Annotated in this window: 18 protein-coding genes; 12 read left to right on the forward strand and 6 right to left on the reverse strand. The window is 72.4% G+C overall.

The genetic code is table 11. The features are described 5' to 3' along the window. Positions 1 to 43: 43 nt before the first annotated feature. The 6 genes from HYV93_08570 to HYV93_08595 all read left to right on the forward strand — a co-directional run bounded on the left by HYV93_08570 (position 44) and on the right by HYV93_08595 (position 6,616). Positions 44 to 331 carry an antibiotic biosynthesis monooxygenase gene (locus HYV93_08570; GenBank protein ID MBI2526019.1) on the forward strand — a complete coding sequence of 96 codons (288 nt, stop codon included), beginning with the start codon at positions 44 to 46 and terminating at the stop codon, positions 329 to 331. Between the two features lie 41 nt (positions 332 to 372). Then, complete coding sequence (locus HYV93_08575; protein ID MBI2526020.1) at positions 373 to 672, forward strand: hypothetical protein; 300 nt, start codon at positions 373 to 375, stop codon at positions 670 to 672. 184 nt (positions 673 to 856) lie between these two features. Continuing rightward, a complete protein-coding gene (locus HYV93_08580; GenBank protein ID MBI2526021.1) occupies positions 857 to 1,171 on the forward strand; it encodes an EthD family reductase in 315 nt (104 codons plus the stop codon). A 94-nt stretch (positions 1,172 to 1,265) separates the two neighbouring features. Then, a complete protein-coding gene (iorA, locus tag HYV93_08585) occupies positions 1,266 to 3,113 on the forward strand; it encodes an indolepyruvate ferredoxin oxidoreductase subunit alpha (GenBank protein ID MBI2526022.1) in 1,848 nt (615 codons plus the stop codon). 642 nt (positions 3,114 to 3,755) lie between these two features. Continuing rightward, a complete protein-coding gene (locus HYV93_08590; GenBank protein ID MBI2526023.1) occupies positions 3,756 to 5,144 on the forward strand; it encodes a 2-oxoacid:acceptor oxidoreductase subunit alpha in 1,389 nt (462 codons plus the stop codon). Then, positions 5,141 to 6,616: a 2-oxoacid:acceptor oxidoreductase family protein gene (locus HYV93_08595; protein MBI2526024.1), complete on the forward strand. Its 1,476-nt coding sequence runs from the start codon at positions 5,141 to 5,143 to the stop codon at positions 6,614 to 6,616. The genes HYV93_08590 and HYV93_08595 overlap by 4 nt, the downstream gene beginning before the upstream one ends. Positions 6,617 to 6,646: 30 nt before the next feature. On the opposite strand, the gene HYV93_08600 is transcribed toward HYV93_08595, so the two are convergent. Next, positions 6,647 to 7,699: a PD40 domain-containing protein gene (locus HYV93_08600; protein ID MBI2526025.1), complete on the reverse strand. Its 1,053-nt coding sequence runs from the start codon at positions 7,697 to 7,699 to the stop codon at positions 6,647 to 6,649. 26 nt (positions 7,700 to 7,725) lie between these two features. Next, positions 7,726 to 9,528, reverse strand: a complete 1,803-nt coding sequence (locus HYV93_08605; protein MBI2526026.1) for a M28 family peptidase — start codon at positions 9,526 to 9,528, stop codon at positions 7,726 to 7,728. A gap of 187 nt (positions 9,529 to 9,715) precedes the next feature. Here HYV93_08605 and HYV93_08610 point away from each other — a divergent pair, with 187 nt between their 5' ends. Beyond that, on the forward strand, positions 9,716 to 10,759 hold the full coding sequence (locus HYV93_08610; GenBank protein ID MBI2526027.1) for a hypothetical protein: 1,044 nt from the start codon (positions 9,716 to 9,718) through the stop codon (positions 10,757 to 10,759). A 10-nt stretch (positions 10,760 to 10,769) separates the two neighbouring features. Here the strand turns inward: HYV93_08610 and HYV93_08615 are convergent, their stop codons facing one another. From HYV93_08615 to HYV93_08630, 4 genes are all read right to left on the reverse strand, one after another. Next, positions 10,770 to 12,659, reverse strand: a complete 1,890-nt coding sequence (locus tag HYV93_08615; protein ID MBI2526028.1) for an aldehyde ferredoxin oxidoreductase family protein — start codon at positions 12,657 to 12,659, stop codon at positions 10,770 to 10,772. Between the two features lie 14 nt (positions 12,660 to 12,673). Continuing rightward, positions 12,674 to 13,147, reverse strand: a complete 474-nt coding sequence (locus HYV93_08620; GenBank protein MBI2526029.1) for a pyridoxamine 5'-phosphate oxidase family protein — start codon at positions 13,145 to 13,147, stop codon at positions 12,674 to 12,676. 17 nt (positions 13,148 to 13,164) lie between these two features. Continuing rightward, complete coding sequence (locus HYV93_08625; protein ID MBI2526030.1) at positions 13,165 to 14,364, reverse strand: CoA transferase; 1,200 nt, start codon at positions 14,362 to 14,364, stop codon at positions 13,165 to 13,167. Positions 14,365 to 14,463: 99 nt separating this feature from the next. Then, entirely contained in the window at positions 14,464 to 15,072 is a 609-nt protein-coding gene (locus tag HYV93_08630; protein ID MBI2526031.1) for a peroxiredoxin, read from the reverse strand. Between the two features lie 177 nt (positions 15,073 to 15,249). Here HYV93_08630 and HYV93_08635 point away from each other — a divergent pair, with 177 nt between their 5' ends. The 5 genes from HYV93_08635 (at position 15,250) to HYV93_08655 (ending at position 19,935) form a co-directional block, all read left to right on the forward strand. Then, positions 15,250 to 15,786 carry a DinB family protein gene (locus HYV93_08635; GenBank protein ID MBI2526032.1) on the forward strand — a complete coding sequence of 179 codons (537 nt, stop codon included), beginning with the start codon at positions 15,250 to 15,252 and terminating at the stop codon, positions 15,784 to 15,786. 63 nt (positions 15,787 to 15,849) lie between these two features. Further along, positions 15,850 to 16,335 (forward strand): putative molybdenum carrier protein, encoded by a 486-nt coding sequence (locus tag HYV93_08640; GenBank protein ID MBI2526033.1) that lies wholly within the window; start codon positions 15,850 to 15,852, stop codon positions 16,333 to 16,335. Positions 16,336 to 16,483: 148 nt separating this feature from the next. After that, positions 16,484 to 17,017, forward strand: coding sequence for a hypothetical protein (locus tag HYV93_08645; GenBank protein ID MBI2526034.1), 534 nt, complete (start codon positions 16,484 to 16,486; stop codon positions 17,015 to 17,017). Between the two features lie 186 nt (positions 17,018 to 17,203). Continuing rightward, entirely contained in the window at positions 17,204 to 18,883 is a 1,680-nt protein-coding gene (locus tag HYV93_08650) for an AMP-binding protein (GenBank protein ID MBI2526035.1), read from the forward strand. After that, positions 18,883 to 19,935, forward strand: a complete 1,053-nt coding sequence (locus HYV93_08655) for a hypothetical protein (GenBank protein ID MBI2526036.1) — start codon at positions 18,883 to 18,885, stop codon at positions 19,933 to 19,935. Before HYV93_08650 ends, HYV93_08655 begins: the two co-directional genes overlap by 1 nt. The last annotated feature ends 206 nt before the right edge of the window (positions 19,936 to 20,141 follow it).

The raw sequence follows: 20,141 nt of genomic DNA on the forward strand, positions 1-20,141 counted from the left end.
GGCGCAGGCTGACCCATGAACCCGCTCGCGGAGGAGGACACCGATGCTCGCCGTCGTCGCGACGATCAAGATCAAGCCCGGGATGGACAAGGAGTTCGAGGCCGTGGCCAGGGAGCTCGTGGCCAAGGTCAACGCCAACGAGCCGGGGTGCGCGCTCTACGCGCTTCACCACGGCGAGGCGGCCGGCACCTACGTCTTCCTCGAGCGCTACGTGGACCAGGCCGCCGTCGAGGCCCATCGGGCCGCCGACCACTTCAAGACCCTCGGCCGCAAGCTGCGGGAGTACATGGACGGACGGCCCGAGCTGCTCCGTCTGCGCGAGGTCGAGTAGCCTCCCCGCGCCGCAGTACACCACTCACCAGGAGGATCGCCGTGATTGCCGACCGCTACACGAAGGCCGTGTTGACCGTCATCGCGCTGGCGCTGGCCGTGATCGCCGTGCGCCCGTGGCTCCCGGAGGCCGGGCTCGGCGCCGCGCTGCGCCCCGAGCCGGCGCAGGCCCAGACCGCCGCGGCCAAGTACGAGGTCACCGTGCCCCGGGCCTGGGGCAAGTACATCGCCTACAGCAACAACAACCTCCTCCTGGAGGGGCCGGAGGGGATGCGGATCGTAGACGTCGAGGGCAAGCCCCCCGAGTACCCGAAGGTGAAGGTCTTCATCCGCTGGCAGTGACCGGCATCGCGCTCCCGGGAAGGGTTCACAGCGGAGTGTCGCGGCGCCGGAGGCCCCTGTCGACTACCCGGGAGGTAAGAGGCGCCCCGCCGACCCCGAGGATTCGTGCGTTCGGCGCCGAGGTGGTGCACCAGGGAGGCGCTCGTGATCAGCCAGCGGTTACCCCTTGCCCGAGGAGGCGCCAATGCTCTACATGGTCGGCAGCTTCGACTTCAACTCCGAGCACTTCACCCTGGATGAGGCCGAGCGGCATTACCGGGACTACCACGTGCCGCTGGCCCGGCAGCTGCCGGGACTGCGCCGGTACGTGATCGGCCGCCTGGTCCAGACGCGAACCGTGCCGGCCGAGCGTTACCGCGCCGCCATCCTGGGCTTCGACGGCCTGGAAGGCCTCCGTGCCGCCTACGCCTCACCCGTCGGCCAGGAGCTCAGGGCCGACGAAGACCGCCTCATCGCCAGGCCGCGGGCCCTGCTCCTCGGGGGGGAAGAAGTGCTATAGCGTACTAGTGCAATTGGCCTATTGTGAGGGCTCCCCATGCTCCTCTATCGTCGAAAACTAGTTGTCCCATCAGCGTGTTCGACGAGGGGATGGAATGAGCGCATCCAAGCCAACGGCATCACCGGACCCCGCCGCGGTGAGCCCGCCGGCCCCCAGCCGGCCGATTCTGCTCTCGGGCAACGAGGCGATCGCGCGGGGTGCCCGGGAGGCGGGCGTGCGGGTGGCGGCCGGCTACCCGGGGACGCCCAGCACCGAGATCCTGGAGAGTCTCGTGCGCATGGATCCGGGGCGGCAGGTGTACATGGAATGGTCCACCAACGAGAAGGTGGGCCTGGACGTGGCGCTGGGAGCGGCCATGGGGGGAGCCAGGGCGCTCTGCGCCATGAAGCACGTGGGCCTCAACGTCGCGGCCGACACCTTCATGACGGCGGCCTACACGGGCGTCCGCGCCGGGCTCGTCGTGGTCAGCGCCGACGATCCCGGCATCCACTCCTCGCAGAACGAGCAGGACAACCGCCTCTTCGCCCGCTTCGCCGGGGTGCCGATGCTCGAGCCCGCGGACAGCCAGGAGGCGCGCGACTTCACGGTGGAGGCCTTTGCGCTCTCCGAGCGCTTCGATGTGCCCGTGCTGATCCGCACCACCACGCGGGTCTCCCATGCCCGCGGTGTCGTGGCGCCCGGGCAGATCCAGGTCGCTCCCGTGCTGGGCTTCGAGCGCGCTCCCGCCAAGTTCGTGATGCTCCCGGCGCATGCCCGCCCGCGCCATCGGGACCTGCTCCAGCGGCTCGAGGCGATGGAGCACGAGGTGGAGCGGAGCCCGTTGAACCGCGTCGAGTGGCGCGGGCGCGCCGTGGGCGTGGTGACGAGCGGCATCGCCTACCACTACGTGCGCGAGGTCTTCCCCGAGGCCAGCGTCCTCAAGCTCGGCTGGAGCCACCCGCTGCCGCGGGGGCTGGTGCGCGAGCTGGCGGCGGGCGTCGGCCGCCTCCTCGTGGTCGAGGAGCTGGAGCCCTTCCTCGAGGAGCAGGTGCGCGCCCTGGGCCTGGCCGTCGAGGGCAAGACCCACTTCTCGCGCGTGGGTGAGCTGGCGCCCGAGTCCGTCCGGCGTGGCTTCGAGCTCGCGGGGTGCCTGCCGCCCACCGAGGCAGCCTCGCGATCCCTGGGGCCGACCCTGACGCGCCCCCCGGTGATGTGCCCCGGGTGCCCTCACGTGGCGCCGTTCCTGGCCCTCCGCGCGCTGGGAGCGGTGGTGGCCGGTGACATCGGCTGCTACACCCTGGCGGCCACCGAGCCGCTCACGGCCATGGACTCCACGGTGGCCATGGGCTCGAGCATCGGCATGGCCATCGGGCTGGCGCGCTCGGGAGGCGCTCCCGGGCCCGTCGTGGCCGCCATCGGCGACTCCACGTTCCTGCACGCCGGGATTCCCGCGCTGGCCGACGCCGCCTACAACGGCACGCGGATGACGGTGCTCATCCTGGACAACGCCACCACCGCCATGACGGGGGGCCAGGCCCACCCCGCCGCGGGGGTGACGATCCGCGGCGATGCGGCCTCCGTGGTGGACCTGCCGGAGCTCTGCCGCGTCCTCGGCGCCTCGTCGGTGCGCGTCGTGGACCCCTATGACATCGCCGCGACGCACGTGGCCCTCGAGCAGGCCGCCGCGGCGCCTGGCCTCTCCGTGGTGATCACCAACCGCCCCTGCGTGGAGGCGCCCGCGAAGGTGCGGGACCATCCCTTCCACGTGCTCGACGAGCGCTGCACCGCCTGCCAGGCCTGCATGAACCTCGGCTGTCCCTCCATCACCTGGAGCGAGGCCTGGCACGACGGGCGGCGGAAGGTCCAGATCGACGTCCCGACGTGCACCGGGTGCACGCTCTGCGCCCAGGTGTGCCCCACCGAGGCCATGGTGCCCGTGCCGGGGTGGAGCCGGAAGCGATGATGCAGGACGGCGGCAGCATCCTCCTCATCGGTGTCGGCGGGCAGGGAGTGGTGCTGGCCAGCGCCATCGTGGCCGATGCCGCGCTCCGGGCAGGCTGGGACGTCAAGCAGAGCGAGGTGCACGGCATGTCACAGCGCGGGGGGGTCGTCTCCTCCCACCTGCGCTTCGGCCGGGGCGTCCACTCGCCGCTCATCGAGGCGGGCCGGGCCGACGCCGTGGTCGCCATGGAGTGGAACGAGGGGCTGCGGGCGCTGCCGTATCTGCGCCGGGGCGGCCCGCTCGTCATCAATCTCCAGCGCACCGTGCCACCCGGCGCCTGCCGCGACAGGCTCGGGGGAGGGACGGCCTACCCCGCGCTGGCGCTGGACGCCCTGATCAGCGAGGTGGGCGACGTGCGGGCCTGCGACGCCATGGAGATGGCGGGCCTGGTCGGCAGCCCCAAGGCCCAGAACAGCGTCCTGCTCGGTGTGCTGGCGCCCTTGCTGCCGTTCCCGGACGAGGCCTGGCGCGGCTCCCTGGACGACCACGTGCCGCGCGCCACCGTGGCCGCCAACGAGAAGGCCTTCGCGGCCGGCCGGGCGCTCGGCTTCCCCGCGGAAACGCTGGCCCATGCCGCGCGTGCCGCCGCCGCCACCAACGGGCATGCGCGTGGACGCGGCCGGGCGGCGCGTCTCGAGATCACGGAGGCATGGTGCAAGGGCCGAGCCTGCGAGATCTGCGTGCGCGTCTGCCCCGAGCGCATCCTGGCCATCGGTTCGGCTCGCGGGGGCCGGGGCGCGGACACGGTGCGCGTCCTCCGGGAGGAGGCCTGCACCGGCTGCCGGCTCTGTGAATTGCTCTGCCCCGACTTCGCCATCGCTGTCCACGAGGGGACCTGAGGTGGCGGGAGGCGGCGAGCTGGTCCAGGGCAACCAGGCCTGCGCGCGCGCGGCGCTGGACGCCGGCTGCCGCTTCTACGCGGGCTATCCCATCACCCCCTCCTCGGAGATCGCCGAGGCCATGGCCATCGCGTTGCCGCCGCGCGGTGGCGTCTTCCTCCAGATGGAAGACGAGATCGCCTCCATGGGCGCGGTGCTCGGAGCCTCGCTGGCGGGGCGCAAGGCCATGACTGCCTCCAGCGGGCCCGGCTTCTCCCTCATGCAGGAGCATCTCGGCTACGCCGCCTTCACCGAGATCCCCTGCGTCGTCGTCGATGTGATGCGCGCCGGGCCGAGCACGGGGCTCCCCACCAGCCCCGCCCAGGGCGACGTCATGCAAGCGCGCTGGGGGACGCACGGCGACCACCCGATCATCGTGCTGGCGCCGGCGTCCGTGGCGGAGGTGTACGCCCTCACGGTGGAGGCCTTCAACCTGTCCGAGCGCTACCGAACCCCCGTGATCCTCCTCTACGACGAGGTGGTGGGGCATGTGCGCGAGCGGGTGTGGCTGCCCGACCCGGCGACGCTGGTGCTCGGGGAGCGGCCGCGCCCCGGGGGCCCCGCCGCCGGCTACCGCCCGTATGCCGCCACCGAGAGCGGCGTGCCTCCCTTGGCGGATTTCGGCTCGGGCTACCGCTTCCACGTCACCGGGCTCACCCACGACGAGCGCGGCTACCCGACGCAGGAGGCTGCCGAGGTGGCCCGCCTGCAGGAGCGGCTCTGCGCCAAGCTCGAGCGCGGGCGCCAGGAGATCGTTTCCTGGGAGGCCACGGGAGTGGAGGACGCCGAGACCGTCGTCGTGGCCATCGGCATCGCCGCTCGCGCCGCGCGTCGGGCGATGACCCTGGCGCGGGCCCGCGGCGAGCGGGTCGGTCTCTTCCGTCCGCGGACGCTCTGGCCCTTCCCCGACCGGGAGCTGGCGGGGATCGCGGGCCGGGCGCGGCGAGTCGTCGTCGCCGAGATGAACATGGGGCAGATGCTGGGCGAGGTGGAGCGCGCCCTGGGCGGGCGGGTGCCCGTGCTGCCGTGCCTGCGCGCGGACGGGCTGCCGCTGATGCCGGAGGATGTGCTCGCAAGCCTCGAGCGGCAGGCGCCGGCCGGAGCCTCCCGATGAGCATGGTGGCCCCGGAGCAGATCGACTACCGGCAGTACCTGCGCCTGGACATGATGCCGCATATCCTCTGCCCGGGCTGCGGCCACGGCATCGTGCTGAAGGCCATCCTGCGCGCCATTCACCGGCTCGGGCTCAGGCAGGACGAGGTGGTCTTCGTCTCCGGCATCGGCTGCTCGAGCCGCATCGTCGGCTACGTGGACTTCTGCACGCTGCACACCACGCACGGCCGCCCGCTCACCTTCGCCACGGGCCTCAAGCTCGCGCGGCCGGAGCTCACCGTGATCGTCATCACCGGCGATGGCGACGGGCTGGCCATCGGCGGCAATCACCTCATCCACGCGGCCCGGCGCAACGTGGACCTCACCTGCCTGCTCCTCAACAATGCCGTCTACGGCATGACGGGAGGCCAGGGCGCGCCCACGACGCCCGAGGGCATGCGCAGCAGCATCACACCCGGCGGCGCCATCGAGCCCGCCTTCGACGCCTGCCGGCTCGCGCTGGGCGCGGGCGCCTCCTTCGTCGCGCGAGGGCTCACGGCCCAGCCGCTCCAGCTCGACGACCTGATCGTCCAGGCCATGCAGCACCGGGGCTTCTCCTTCCTCGAGGTGGCGAGCGACTGCCCGGAGTTCTTCGGCCGCTACAACGATCTCGGGCGCGGCCCGGAGATGCTCCAGGCGCAGCGGAGCCATGTGCAGTGGCTCGGCGCCAAGCTCACCGACAAGAGCTTCGTTCCGGGGCTGGGGCTCGACGTGCCCCATGGCGGGGCCGCGCCCGCCTTTGACGCCGGCGTCCTCCACCGCGAGGAGAGGCCCGACCTCGGCGCGCTGCTGGCCAGGCGCGCGGCAGCCTCGCCGCCACGAGCGAGGCGCCCCGAGATCGTTCCCCCTGCGGCCGGGACCGCGGGCGCCACGGCGGGGAACGGATCCTCCTTCGCCGGCCCCGTCCGGATCAGGCTCGCGGGCGCCGGCGGGCAGGGCATCGTGCTGGCGGGGCTCCTCCTGGCCGAGGCCGCCGTGGCTGCGGGACGCAATGCCACCCATGCCCAGGCCTATGGACCCGAGTCCCGCGGCGGCGCCAGCAAGGCGGAGGTCATCATCAGCGACGGCGAGATCGAGTTCCCCTGCGCCGACCGCGTGGACGCCCTGGTGGCGCTGACGCGGGTGGCCTGCGATCGCTACCTCTCCCTGCTCGAGCCCGGCGGGACACTCGTGGTGGACGGGGACGAGGTGCCCCTGGCGGAGGGCATGGATTTCGCCTGCCACGCCCTGCCCATCACCGCCACGGCCCAGCGCGTGCTCGGCACCGCCATGGGGGCGAACCTCGTGGCGCTGGGCGCCATCGTCGCGCTCACCGGGGCCGTGCCGCTGGAGGCCGCCGAGCGCGCCATCGCCGTCCGCCGCCCCGGCGGCAGCATCGAACGGGCGCTCCGCGCCTTCCGCGCGGGGTCAGGTCTTGCATTACGACATCGGTAGGGCCGACGTGTTGGATTGCAAGGCCTGACCCTAGAGCCAGTCGGCGATGAAGATGTCGAGGTCGCGCGGGGCGCGGGCGCCGCGATTGCTGCAGAAGACGAGCTGGCGACCGTCGCGGGAGAACATGGGGAACGAGGCGAACGACTCGGCCCAGGTGAGCCGCTCGAGCCCCCCGCCGTCAGCGTCCACCCGGTAGAGCGAGAAGCTCCGCCCCGAGGGGTCGTGGAGATTCGACGAGAAGACGATCTGCCGGGAGTCCGGATGCATGAAGGGGGCGAAGTTGGCGGCGCCGTTCCGCGTGACCTGGGTGAGACCGCTGCCGTCCGTCCGCATGTAGAAGATCTCTAGGCGCCGCGGCCGCACCAGCGACTGGCCCAGCAGCGACCGGTACTCGTCGAGATCGACCCCCGGGGCCGGACGGGCAGCGCGGAAGACGATGTGCCGTCCGTCCCAGGAGAAGAAGGGCCCGCCGTCGTAACCGATGCCCTCGGTGAGCCGCCGCACGTGGCCCCCATCCGCGTCCATCGTGTAGAGGTCGAGGTCCCCCTCCCGCAGCGAGGTGAACACGATGCGCCGGCCGTCCGGCGCGACGGCCCCCTCGGCGTCGTACCCGTCGTTGTGGGTGAGCCGTGTCAGGGCGCCCGTGTCGAGGTCGGCAGCGAAGATCTCGTAGGAGCGGTAGATGGGCCAGACATACCCCTGCGACCGGTCTGGCGCCACGGGGCACTCGGGCGCGCCGAGATGTGTCGAGGCGTAGATGATGCGCCGGCCGTCGGGGAAGAAGAAGGCGCAGGTGGTGCGTCCCTTGCCGGTGGAGACCAGGCGCACGTCGCCGCCGTCGGCGCGCATGGTGAAGATCTGGTCACAGCCGAAGGGCGGGCGCGTGGACTGGAAGACGAGGCGGGTGCCGGTCCAGTCGAAGTAGGCCTCGGCGTTCTGGCCGCCGAAGGTGAGCTGCCGCAGATTCGCGAGCCGGCGCTCCCGGGCGTCGGCGGGGACCGCTGCGGCCTGGGCCCTGCGTCGGCGGGCCTGGATGGACTCCACCAGCGCCCAGGCGGAGCCGGTGAGCCCGAGTTGCAGCATCGTCCGGCGATCGAGCCGCCACCGGATCACTGCCGCCGCTCCTGGAGCACGGCCTCGACGCGCTCCTCCGCCCCGTCGCGCAGGAGCCGCAGCTCAACGCGGTCGCCCGGGCGCTGGGCACGCAGCGCGAAGGTGAGGTCGTTGAGCGTCTTTACCGTGACGGGACCGAATCTCACGATGAGGTCTCCCGCGCGGACGCCGGCCTTCTCGGCCGGGCTGCCGGCGCGCACGGAGCTGACCTTGACGCCGGGGCGCGGGGACTCGCCGAACTCTGGAATGACGCCGAGATACGGCCCGTACCCGCCGGCCCTCGGCCCGCGCGCCGGCGGGGCCTCGATCTTCACATAGGTCGGCGCCGCCGGGGCCGCTGCCACGGCCCCCACGAGCCGCGTGGCGAAGGCGGTCACTGTCTCAAGCCCCTGCGCCGAGATCTTCTCCCAGGTGTCCGACGGCCGGTGGTACTCCTCGTGGGCGCCGGTGGTGAGGAACACGACGGGCCGCCCGCGCGCGTAGAAGGAGGTGTGATCCGAGGGCGCGTGGGGATCCCCACGGAGCTGGAGATCCAGGGGCAGTCCCCGGGCGGCCTCGGTGACGAGGGCGCGCAGCCCGGTGCCGCTGTCCACTCCGGAGGCATAGAGCTTCCCCTCACGCAGCCGCCCCACCATGTCCAGGTTCAGCATGAGGGCGATGCGGTCCAGCGGCAGCGGCGGGTGCGCGACCTGGTGGGCCGAGCCGAGCAGCCCCATCTCCTCCCCCGCGAAGGCCACGAAGACCAGGGTGCGCGGCGCCCCCCCGGCTGCGGCGAAGGCACGGGCCATTCCGAGCACGGCCGCCGTGCCCGAGGCATTGTCGTCGGCGCCGGGATGGATGGTGCCGAGCAGATCCGGGGCCAGGGAGCCCTCGCCGCCGCGGCCGAGGTGATCGTAGTGGGCGCCGATCAGGACGGCCTGGTCGGCCAGGGCCGGGTCGGTGCCGGGGAGGATGCCGACCACGTTGACCGCCGTCCCACGCTCGCGGGTGAGGCTCACCTCGAGGCGGACCCGCATCCCGGCCACAGACAGCGAGCGCGGGGCCATCGCCTGGTCGATGGCCGCGGCCAGGGCGCCGAGCTTCTTGCCGGCTGGCGCCAGGAGCGAGTCGGCGACCGCCCGCGTCACGAACGCCGCCAGCACGCCCCAGGGCTGGCTGATGCCGGCCAGCCGCGGCAGGCGCTCCGCCTCGGCCTCCGGATGCTCCACGAGCAGGATGGCGCGCGCGCCGTGTTGCCTGGCGTTGATGACCTTGTGGCTGCGCTCGGAGTAGTGGTAGGCCTCGGGCCGTCTGAACGGGCTCGACGGGTCCCGCCCCCGCGGCTCGCGGCTCAGGACCAGCACGACCCGGTCTCGCACCTCGAGCCCCGCGTAGTCGTCGTAGCCGAGCTCCGGCGCCGTGATGCCGTAGCCGGCGAAGACGAGGTCGCTCTCGACGGTGCCGTCTGCCGAGACTGCCAGGGGCGTGTAGTCCCGTCCGAGCGTGAGGCCGAGCGGCGCGGGCGCGAGGATCCGCAGCGCATTGGCCGGGCCCAGCCGGATCCCCGTCGTCACCTGGAAGGGCTGGAGATAGCCTCCGGCATCCCCGCCAGGCCGGAGACCTGCCTGGCGGAAGACGGAGACGGCATGCGCGGCGGCGCGGTCGGCGCCCTCGGTGCCCGAGGCGCGGCCCTCGGTGTCCGGGGCGGAGAGCCTCTTGACCTGCTCCAGCAGCCACGTCGGGGACTGGGGTGAGGGCGCGGTGGCGCAGGCCTGAGTTGCCGTCAGGGCCAGGACGAGGACCAGCGCACGGAGGCTCACGCCGACATTCTACACGCACGCCCGGGGGCCGTCGCTTCACCCCGACTTCAAGACGTGCGCCGTGCGCCTCGAGGAGGCCTGGTCTCCGGGGGGAGCCAGGCCGGCGCGGGGAGAGCCGTCCGGGCGCCGGATGGGTTAGACTGGGCCCCGTGCGCCAGGTGACGGCGCACCCGGGAGGGACCAGGACATGCCGAGGGGATGGGCAGGCGGGCTCCTGTTGATGGCGCTGCTCTGGGCCCCCGCCGCCGCCCCGGCCGAGATGCTCCTGCCGCCGGGCTTCAGCGCCGAGGTCTACGTGACGGGCCAGGGCTTCGACCCGGACGCGGGGCGCGCGGGCCGCGGCATCCCGGCCACCTCGACCATCGCCTTCGATCACGCGGGCGTCCTCTTCCTCGCACGGACGGCGCGCCGCTACACCGGCGGCGAGGTCGAGGATCTCTACCCCGTGTACCGCGTGCCCGCCGGCGGCACGCGGCTGACCCCCGGGAGCGAGGCGCGCTACTTCCACGGCCCGCCGCTCAGGAACCCGCAGATCGCCGCCGTCCGGAACAGCCGGGAGCTGTTCGTGAGCACCTTCGATCGCGAGCGGCGCATCGGCGTCCTCTACCGGTTGAGCGACGGACGTGCCACGCTCTTCGCGGGCGGCACCCCGCCCGAGGGGCAGGCGCCGCTGCTGCGACAGCCCGAGGCCGCGGCGTTCGACGACGGCGGCCACGTCTACGTCGCGGACCGGCAGCAGGACATCGTGGCCCGGCTCGATGCCTCCGGGCACGTGCTGGACGCGCGCTGGCTGAGCGTGAAGCGGCCCCGTCTACTCGCCTCCGGACCCGGAGGTCAGCTCTGGGTCGGCGCCGATGGGCAGGCCGAGGCTCCGTGGCAGCGCGGACCGGGGGAGATCTGGAAGGTCGCGCCCGACGGCGCCGCGAGCCTGGTCCTCCGCGGGCCGGTGGCCGCCGGGATGGCGGTGAGCCCCGGCGGCCGGCTCTTCGTGGCTGACCGTCACGGCTCGCAGCTCTTCATCCTGGGCCCCGGCGGCGAGCAGATCGAGTTCGCCCGCTTCACCAACGGGGACTTCCCCCGGGCACTGGCCTTCGCGCCGATCACCGCGGAGACGCAGCGGGCGGGCATCGCCGGCAGCCTGTTCGTCGTGGTCATCCACCGCAGCGCGTGGCCCGTCAACGAGGTGATCCGGGTCTCGGGGCCCTTCGAGGGCTTCGTCCGGAGCAGGTGAGGGGCGGGCGTCAGGCTCCCGCGGACCGGGCGAGCGCCTCGTCCAGGCCCAGTTCGGCGAGCTTGGCCGCGGTGGGCCGGCCCGTGTCGGGGTCCCAGCCCGCCATCTCGTAATAGAGCCTGCGCGCCGCCAGGAACTCGGCCGGGTCGATCTTTTCGCCCTTGAGCGGGCCGTTGCCGATGCCCTCGTGGAGCCGCTTCGGCAGGAGGTCGTCCTCCGGGGTGAACCCCTCGCGGCAGTTGAAGAGGCGCATCAGGGTGTTGGCGCGCTCGCCCACCTTCATCATCTCGTAGAGGCTCAGGTTCCAGCCGGTGACCCCGTTGACGTAGTCGACCAGCGGCTCGAGCCCGAGGGCGTTGAGCGGTGTGCCGACGAAGTCGCACATCCCGACGCAGTTGTAGAAGCTCCACACCTGCTGGGTGACGAAGAAGGCACGGACCTTCTTGGCGTCCAGCGTCAGCGGGTCCAGCGGCTCGATGAGCCCCAGCGAGCCAAGCGGGTGCCCCTGGGGGTGGAAGCCCGCGTAGAACGGATCGTGGGGCGCCTCCATGTGGTCGGCCCCCGTGGGCGACACCGCGTAGGCCAGCGAGAGGCCCTTCTTGCCGCGCGGGTCGTGCATGGGCAGCTCCTGCCCCTTGACGTGCAGCGCGAAGCGCTCGGCGCCCTTGCCGATCCGCCGCGCCGCCAGGCGCGCCCCCTCGGCCAGGAGGTCGCCGAGGCCCTCGCGCCGGCCGATCATGCCCACCAGCGTCTCGACGGCCCGGGCATTGCCCCAGGTCAGCTCGAGGCCGCCGGTGTCCTGCGTCGTCAGGATGCCGTGCTCGAAGCACTCCATGGCGAAGGCGATGACGGCGCCCGTGGAGATCGAGTCCATCACGTACTGCCCCATGAGCTGGTTGATCCTGGCCACGGCGTGGAGATCGCCCACGCCGCAGAGGGACCCCGTGGCGGCCACGGTCTCGTACTCGGGCCCGCCGTACCTGGGCTCCACCCCCTCGTCCTTGATCTCGACCTCGCGCTTGCAGGCCACGGCGCAGGCGTAGCAGGTGCCGCGGTTGACCAGGATGGTCTCGGCCATCGTCTGGCCGCTGATGGCCCGGGCGTGCTCGAAGGAGCCGTCGCGGAAGTTGCGGGTGGGCAGGATGCCGCTGGCCTCCAGCGCCAGCACCCCGCCGGCCGTGCCCACCTGATGGAAGCGGTCGTGGGCGCGGTCGTAGTGCTCGCGGAACCAGCTGAGCGCCGTCTTGGCCGCGGCCTTGTCCTGCGCCACGGGGGGCTTGCTGCCCCGCACGGCGATGGCCTTGAGGCGCTTCGACCCCATGACGGCGCCGAGCCCCGAGCGGCCGTGGAAGTGCTTGAGCTGGTTCACGATGGCCGCGAAGCGCACGAGCTTCTCGCCGGCCACCCCGGTCTGCAGCACGCGGATGCGCCTGTCGCCCAGCTCCTGCTCGAGCCCGTCCTGCACCTCGCCCGACAGCCGCCCCCAGTGGGCGCTCGCGTCCCGGAACTCGACCTCGCCGTCCTTGATCCACAGATACACCGGGCTCTCGGAGCGCCCGCGGATGGCCAGCCCGTCGAAGCCGGCCGCACGCAGCTCGGGCGCCCACCAGCCGCCCGCCTCCGACTCGCCGTAACCGCCGGTGAGGGGTGACTTGGCCGCGGCGGTGTAGCGGTTGGTGCCCGACAGCGACATCCCGTTGATCACGCTCGTGGTGAAGACGAGCACGTTGTCGGGACCCAGGGGATCCACCCGCGGGGGCAGCTCGCGGAGGAGGAGATGGCAGGCGAGCGCCCCTCCGCCCATGTACGTGCGGAGGATGGCTTCGGGGATCTCCTCGACACGCGTCCGGCGGGACGACAGATCCACGTGGAGGACCTTCTGGGTGAGGCCCGATGCCATTGTGGGCTCTCCTCTCAGTACCCGGTGCCGAGCTTGCGGTGGTCCCAGGTGACGATGCGGGTCGGGTGGAAGCGCAGGCCGATGCGCTTGGGCGCCTGCCTGGCGACCAGCTGTCGCCGCTCCTCCGTCGGCACAGTGCCTCCCGTGGCCGCGGCGTAGCGGACGCCGAGGCGCAGCCCGATCTCGGTGACGGCGGGGAGGTCGCGGATCAGCTCCACGTCGCATTCGAGCATGGCGCCGCGCAGCTCGACGTAGCGGTCGCCCGCCTCCACCTGCAGCGTCGCCCGCGGAAGCCGCTCGAGGTTCCGCACCTTCTGCGACTTGCCGAAGGTCCAGGTGGTGATGATCGTGCCGTCGGCGACGTACCAGAGCGGCATGAGGTGCGGGCGCCCGTTGGGGCCCATGGTGGCGCAGGTGACGACGCGCTCCTGCGCGAGGAAGGCCTCCAGCTCGGCGCCGGACATGGTGATCTGCGATCGCTTCAGCATGCCTCTCCTCTGCGGGGCTAGAGGACGACCTTCCGGTCGCGAAGGGCCTGGATGCGCTCCGGCGCGTAGCCGCACTCGGCCAGGATCTCGTCGGTGTGCTCGCCGCGCAGCGGAGCGGCCTGTCGCACGCCGGGCGCCATCCGCGAGAACCTGAGCGGCGTTCCCACCACGGGGATCTCCCCCAGCCGCGGGTGCCGCGCCCGCTGGACGATGCCGCTCTGGACGGTCTGGGGATCGCGCATGACCTGGTCCACGGTGTTCACCGGCGTCGCGGGCACGTCCGCCCGCTCGAGGAGCGCCAGCAGCGGCTCGCGCTCGTGACCGGCGATGGTGTCCTCGAGGATCGCCTCCAGCTCGGCGCGGTGCTCGACGCGCTGCTCGTTCCGGGCGAAGCGCGGGTCGGCGGCCAGGTCCTCGCGGCCCAGCGCGTGGGCGAGCTTCTGCCAGAAGCGGTCGTTAGCCGCGGCGATGAAGATCCACTGGCCATCCTTGCAGCGGAAGTTCCGGTAGGGCGAGAGCGACGGGTGGCCGGACCCGAGCGCGCGCGGCAGCGCCCCGGTCAGCAGGTACCCCTCCGCGTGGAAGGCCAGCAGGCTCACGGCCGTCTCGAGGAGGGAGGCGTCCACGCGCTGCCCGAGGCCGGTGCGCTGGCGCTGGAGCAGCGCCGCCGAGATGCCCAGCGCGCAGAGGATCCCCGTGGAGAGGTCCAGGAAGGAGACGCCGGCTCGCACCGGCTGGCCGCCGGGCTCGCCGGTGATGGACATGATGCCGCTGAAGGCCTGCATCAGCGCCTCATAGCCGGGGCTGTCCTTGCGGGGGCCGGTCCGGCCGAAGGCCGAGACGGAGCAGTAGATGAGCCGCGGGTTGATATCGGCGAGCCCCTCGTAGCCGAGGCCGAAGGACTCCATGGTGCCGGTGCGGAAGTTCTCGACGAGGGCATCGGCCCCGCGGGCGAGGTCCCTGACGACCTGCGCCCCCTCGGGAGCCTTGAGGTCCAGCGCCATCCCGCGCTTGTTGCGGTTGAAGAGGAGGTAGGCCGCGGCCTCCCCGTCCCGGTACGGCGGCCAGGTGCGCGACTCGTCGCCCTGGCCCGTGTCCTCGATCTTGATCACGTCCGCGCCGAGATCGGCGAGCAGCGCCCCGCACCAGGGGCCCGCGATGACGCGCGAGAGATCGATGACGCGGACCCCCGCGAGCGCCAGCGGAAAGGAGCTCATGGACGCTACTATGGACGAAAGCTGGGGAGGTGGCAACGGCCAAGATCCCGCCCGGCCGGTTGCGCGGGGCGCGCTGCGCGCAGCCGGCCGAGCGCAGGCTCAGCCCTTGAGCGCCTCGTGGACCCTGCCGACCATCTTGGCGCCGGGGTTGACCAGCGTCTTGTCCCCCTCGTCCTTCCACTTGGACGGACAGGCCTCGTTGGTCTTCTTGGCCATGTAGATGTTGGCCTTGAACTTCCGCAGCAGCTCGTCGATGTTGCGGCCCATGTTGTAGAAGTTCACCTCGGAGTTGAGCAGCGTACCCTCGGGGTTGATGATGAACGTCCCCCGGAGCGCCAGCCCCGTGCCCTCGTCGTAGACGCCGAACATCCGCGAGACCTTCCCCGTGGGGTCGGCGCCCATCGGGTACTTGACCTGGGCCAGCTCCTTCTCGTCCCGCTGCCACGCCAGGTGCACGAACTGGGTGTCCGTGCTCACCGTGACGATATCACACCCCATCCTGACGAACCGCTCGTGCTGCTCTGCCAGAGCAGCGAACTCGGTCGCTCAGACGAACGTGAAGTCGGCCGGATAGAAGAAGAGGATGGTCCAGCGCTTCTTGGCGAGCTGCTCCGACAGGCTGAGCTTGCCGAAGTCGCCCCTGGCCGGTTCGTACGTGGTGAGCGAGAAGTCCGGCACCTTCTGGCCGAGCTTGAGTCCCCCATCCATCTCGGACATGCCTTGGCGCCTCCTGTGCGCGTGGTCGGTTGAGGGGAGCTTCCGGCTCCTGCGACGCCCCATATGCTACTCATCTCCGGCAAGCTCTGCCCGGCGATCTGCGCCGGGAGCCCCCGGGGCCGGAGGGCTGGGCTATGATGGGTCAGCCCACACGGAGGGGGCGCACCCATGCTCACCGCCGCCGAGTTCATCAAGGCCGGGATCACGCAGCTTCACCGTTCGCTGGACAAGGCCACCGCCGACCTCACCCCGGAGCAGCTGCACGCGGTGCCGGGCGGCCACCCCGGGGCCAACACCATCGCCTTCGAGATCTGGCATCTCGTCCGCACGGAGGACAACGTGGTGCGCTTCGTGATCCAGAACCGGCGGCCCACTGTCTGGACCGAGGGCGGCTACGCCGAGCGGCTTGGCCTGCCGCCCGTGGCCCAGGGGACGGGCATGCCCGTGGCGGAGGCACAGGCCCTCCGCATCAAGGACGTCCCGCTGTTCAGGGAGTACGTGCGGCAGGTGTGGGCGAGCACTGACGAGCTGTTCGCCGGGGCCGATCCCGCGACGCTCGAGAAGACCGTGGTCGTCAAGCCGCTGGGGGAGATGCCCGCCATCCGCGCGCTGGGCCAGGTCGTGCTCACCCACGGGTTGACTCATCTGGGCGAGATCGAGCTGATCCGCACCCTCGTCGGCACGGGCCCCGTCGTCTCCGTCTAGGCCACCCGGAGTACGTTGACAGCGTGCGGCGGCGGGAGCACGCTGGACCCGAGAGGCCGCGCGATGAAGGAAGCTTGGTTCATCACCATTGTGTCCGGGGGGCAGACGGGAGCGGATCGCGCCGCGCTCGACTGGGCCACCGCCCACGGCGTGCCTCACGGCGGCTGGTGCCCCCGCGGGCGGCTGGCCGAGGACGGCACGATCGACTCGCGCTACCACCTCACCGAGACGCCCGACGAGCACTACTCGCAGCGGACCGAGTGGAACGTCAGGGACTCGGACGGCACGGTCATCTTCTCCGTCGCCGATGAGCTGGCGGGCGGGTCCAGGAGCACCGCCGAGTTCGCCCGCCAGTGGAGCAAGCCCTGCCTGCATCTCTCCCGCGCCGCGACTCCGAACGGGGCCGGTGAGCGACTCCGGCGCTTCCTGAGAGAGCATGGCATCCGCGTCCTCAACATCGCCGGGCCGCGTGGCTCCGACGAGCCGGAGGTGGGCGACTTCGTCAAGGAGATCCTCTCGGAGGCGTTCTTCTCGCCCGAGGACCCCTGAGCCCGGCTGGGAATGCCGCGCCGTGGGCGGCGCCCCGCGCGAGCGCCGGCTCCAGCCGCAGCAGGGAGGCCCCTCAGCCTTCCTGCTTGTGCCCGGGGGTATAGTGACCACAGGGGGGCATGACCCTTCCCCCTTGGAGGTGACAGCAATGGGATCGACACGGTCGACTCTCGCTCGATCCATTCGTGCTGTCTCGATACAGATCGCCAGCCCGCTCCTGCCGCTGGGGCTCGTGACGCTCGCCCTGGCCCGGGAACGCACCGCGTTGCCGGCTCCCACTGCGCTGCCGGTTCCCACCGCGCCGCCGCTCCCCCAGGTCCCGGACGACGCCATCGCCGGCGGGGCGGTGGCGATCCCCCTGGTCCTGCTGATCCTTGCAGTGGTTCTCGCAGTGAGGCTCGTGGACCTGCGGCGCCAGCGCGCCCACGAGGCGGGTCAGCTGGAGGCGAGGATCGCGGAGGCGCTGGCGACAGAGGGCGCACTGGCAGGACTTCCCGTCACGCCCAGGGTGCGCGTGCCGCTGTGGAGCGATGAGCCGGTGGTGGAGGTGACGGGCCAGGTTCCCGCCCCCGAGATCGAGGCGGCGGCCCTGCGGGTGGTGGAGCGCGAGGCGTCGGCGGTGGCCTCGGGCGTCCGCGTCGAGGACCACCTCCGCGTGGTCCGCGCGCCCCGCGCCGCGTAACGAGTCGGGGTCAGGTCTTGCATTACGACATCGGGCAGGGTGCGGCCTTGCCTGGCCATATGGTGTTGGATTGCAAGACCTGACCCCCCTGGCCGCCTGCCCCTTGACAGGGCCGCGGCGGCCCCGCTAACATGCCGCGTCGATCGAACGCTCGATCAAGACGACCCGCGCCCCGCGCCGAGGCCCATGCGATACTCGCTTGCCGACCAGACTGTGAGGGACGCCGCCTCCTGGGAGGAGGCCTGCGCCCGCCATGTCTGGAAGATCCCGGCCCGCTACAACATCGCGTGGGACTGCTGCGACAGGCACGCCGACGGTAGCGGCCGGCCTGCCCTCCTCTGGGAGGACGGGCACGGCGGGGGCGCGGCCTTCTCCTTCGACGATCTCAAGCGTCTCTCCGACCGCGTCGGCGGCGGGCTGCGCGCGCTGGGCGTCGAGCGGGGGGCGCGCGTGGCGCTCATGCTGCCGCAGACCCCCGAGCATGCCGCCGCGCAGCTCGGCATCTTCAAGGCGGGGGCGGTGGCCGTGCCGCTCTCTCGCCTCTTCGGCCCCGACGCCCTCCGCTATCGCCTCGACGATTCCGGCGCCCGCGCGATCTTCACGGACGCCGAGAACCTCCCGAAGATCCTGGCGCTGCGCGAGACGCTGCCGGGCCTGGCCCACGTGGTGCTCTGCGATGGCGGGCCCCGGCCTGCGCCGGCGCCCGGGCTCCTCACCTTCGACGAGGTGCTCGCCGCCTCGGCCGGGGACTTCGCGGCCGAGGACATGGAGGCCGAGGCGCCGGCGCTGCTCATCTACACCTCCGGGACCAGCGGTCCGCCCAAGGGGGCACTCCACGCCCACCGCTACCTCCTCGGCTACAACGGCGTGGACTACGCCAACAACCTGTTCCGCCCGGGCGACCTCTACTGGAGCCCCGCGGACTGGGCCTGGGTGGGCGGGCTCCTGGTCGGGCTCTTCGGCCCGCTGGCCTACGGCATCCCCGTGCTGGCCTCGGCGGCGCGCTTCGATCCCGTGGGCGCGCTGGAGCTGATGGAGCGCCGGGGCGTCACCAACACGCTCCTCTCCGCGACGGCGCTCAGGAAGATGGCCATCCAGGTCGAGGACCCGCGCCGCTTCAAGCTCAGCCTCCGCTGCATTCTCAGCGGCGGCGAGCGCGTGACCCCGGAGATCGCGCAGTGGACGGAGGAGCGCCTCGGCATCCCGATCAACGAGGTCTACGGCCAGACCGAGGCCAATCTCCTCATCGGCGAGAACGACCCCCACACTCCGCCGCGGCGCGAGCCCCTGGGCCGGCCATACCCGGGGCACGAGGTGGCCATCGTGGACGAGGACGGGCGCGTGGTCCCGCCGGGTGAGCTGGGTGTCATCGCCGTGCGCCGCGGAGATCCCGTCATCATGCTCGGCTACTGGAACCGCCCCGAGGCCACCGCGGCCGCCTACCGCGGCGACTGGTTCTCCACCGGTGACCTCGGCGTCATGGACCGGGAGGGGTATGTCCACTTCAAGGGGCGGGCCGACGACGTGATCGGCAGCGCGGGCTTCAGGATCGGCCCCGCGGAGGTGGAGGGCTGCCTCCTCGAGCACCCGGCGGTGGAGCAATGCGCGGTCATCGGCGTTCCGGACGACACGCGCGGCGAGGCCGTGAAGGCCTTCGTGATCCTGGTGCCGGGGCAGGCGCCGTCCCCGGCCCTGGCGGAGGAGCTGATGGGGCACGTCAAGACGCAGCTCGGCGCCTTCCAGCGCCCGCGCGAGATCGAGTGGGTGGATGAATTGCCCATGACGGTGTCGGGGAAGATCAAGCGCGCCGAGCTGCGCCAGCGGTCGCAGGCCGCGGCAACGGCGCGCCGAGAGGAGGGACGCTGATGGCGCCCGTGCCCGTGAGCGAGTGGGGACGCCGGCTGTCGGACGCGATCCGCGAGGCCGTCGACCGGGGCGACCTCGCCGCGGCGCGCCGCCTCGTCGTCGAGGGCGACGGCCAGGCCAGGAGCCTCGAGAAGGAGTACTCCCTCATGTACAAGGGGCTCGGCATCACGCTGCGCGTGCTGCTGGGCCAGCTCCGCGAGCTGCCGCCGCGCGGCGACCTGCCCGCCCTCCTCGCGCGCTTCACGGGGGAGATGGCGGCGCGGATGACGCAGGCCTACGGGAGGCCGGAGGCGCAGCCGGCCGTCGAGGCGGCCCGTGCCCTCGCCGCGCCCTCGGCGGGCGAGAGTCTCGCGGCCGCGGTGGAGCGGACGGGGCGCTTCCTCTCGGCGGCCGAGGAGGTCTTCACGCGCGAGCAGTCCCGCCTCGCCGCGGAGGTCGTGCGCGCGCTGGACGATGGGGACGCCGCCCGGGCCCGGGCGCTGGTGGACGAGAAGGAGCAGCGCCAGTACGTCCCGCTCCACGACCGGATCATCCTCTTCATGGCGCAGGTGTTCGGCCACGTGCTGACGCACCATGGCCCCGACGAGCTCCAGCGCTTCCACCTGGGCTCGGCCGAGGGACAGCGGCAGGGCTTCGAGGGCTGGGAGCGCATGAGCGCGGCCGACTTCGCCCGCGCCAGCGCCTTCCTGCTCAAGCAGCACATGGGGCGCGTCGAGGTGCGGGAGGACGCGGAGAAGTTCACCTGCGCCCAGTCGCTGTGCGGGAGCGGCGGCCGGCTGCGGATCACGGGCGCCTACGAGGGGCCCGGCGCGCTCCCCTTCGTGCCGGGGCCCAGCGCGGCGACGGCGGGCGAGGCGCGCCTGCCCGTCTACTGCTCGCACTGCCCCATCTGGAACGGCGTGGCGCCCATCCAGTGGTTCGGCCGCCCGCACTGGGTCTTCGACGGTCCCGCCCGGCCCGACGGCTCCTGCACGCTGCACATCTACAAGCGGCGCGACGGCGCTCCGGCGGAGTACTTCCGCCGGCTCGGGCTCGCGCCGCCGGCGCGCTGATGCCGCCGCGCGCCCTGTCGGGGCCCGGACGCCGCACGCGGCGTCCCATCGAGACCGTGGTCCAGGACAAGGATCTCGTGGCGGAGCGCCACGAGCAGATCTTCCGTGCGGCGAGCTGCAGCTCTCCGCCGATGCCATCGCCTACCTCTGCTCCATCCTCGCGCTGAGGCGCTGGAACCTCCGCGCGCGGTTCTCGAGCGCGGAGG

This window comes from Candidatus Rokuibacteriota bacterium (assembly GCA_016188005.1).
Lineage (GTDB): Bacteria > Methylomirabilota > Methylomirabilia > Rokubacteriales > CSP1-6 > UBA12499.

Bases quoted from the DNA above. Each gene is read 5' to 3' on its own strand.
- HYV93_08655 (MBI2526036.1), top strand. From the start codon at position 18,883: ATGGCGCCCGTGCCCGTGAGCGAGTGGGGACGCCGGCTGTCGGACGCG.
- HYV93_08590 (MBI2526023.1), top strand. From the start codon at position 3,756: ATGCGCGTGGACGCGGCCGGGCGGCGCGTCTCGAGATCACGGAGGCAT.
- HYV93_08595 (MBI2526024.1), top strand. From the start codon at position 5,141: ATGAGCATGGTGGCCCCGGAGCAGATCGACTACCGGCAGTACCTGCGC.
- HYV93_08615 (MBI2526028.1), bottom strand. From the start codon at position 12,659: ATGGCATCGGGCCTCACCCAGAAGGTCCTCCACGTGGATCTGTCGTCC.
- HYV93_08600 (MBI2526025.1), bottom strand. From the start codon at position 7,699: ATGCTGCAACTCGGGCTCACCGGCTCCGCCTGGGCGCTGGTGGAGTCC.
- HYV93_08645 (MBI2526034.1), top strand. From the start codon at position 16,484: ATGGGATCGACACGGTCGACTCTCGCTCGATCCATTCGTGCTGTCTCG.
- HYV93_08625 (MBI2526030.1), bottom strand. From the start codon at position 14,364: ATGAGCTCCTTTCCGCTGGCGCTCGCGGGGGTCCGCGTCATCGATCTC.
- HYV93_08620 (MBI2526029.1), bottom strand. From the start codon at position 13,147: ATGCTGAAGCGATCGCAGATCACCATGTCCGGCGCCGAGCTGGAGGCC.
- HYV93_08570 (MBI2526019.1), top strand. From the start codon at position 44: ATGCTCGCCGTCGTCGCGACGATCAAGATCAAGCCCGGGATGGACAAG.
- HYV93_08640 (MBI2526033.1), top strand. From the start codon at position 15,850: ATGAAGGAAGCTTGGTTCATCACCATTGTGTCCGGGGGGCAGACGGGA.
- HYV93_08635 (MBI2526032.1), top strand. From the start codon at position 15,250: ATGCTCACCGCCGCCGAGTTCATCAAGGCCGGGATCACGCAGCTTCAC.
- HYV93_08610 (MBI2526027.1), top strand. From the start codon at position 9,716: ATGCCGAGGGGATGGGCAGGCGGGCTCCTGTTGATGGCGCTGCTCTGG.
- HYV93_08580 (MBI2526021.1), top strand. From the start codon at position 857: ATGCTCTACATGGTCGGCAGCTTCGACTTCAACTCCGAGCACTTCACC.
- HYV93_08650 (MBI2526035.1), top strand. From the start codon at position 17,204: ATGCGATACTCGCTTGCCGACCAGACTGTGAGGGACGCCGCCTCCTGG.
- iorA (MBI2526022.1), top strand. From the start codon at position 1,266: ATGAGCGCATCCAAGCCAACGGCATCACCGGACCCCGCCGCGGTGAGC.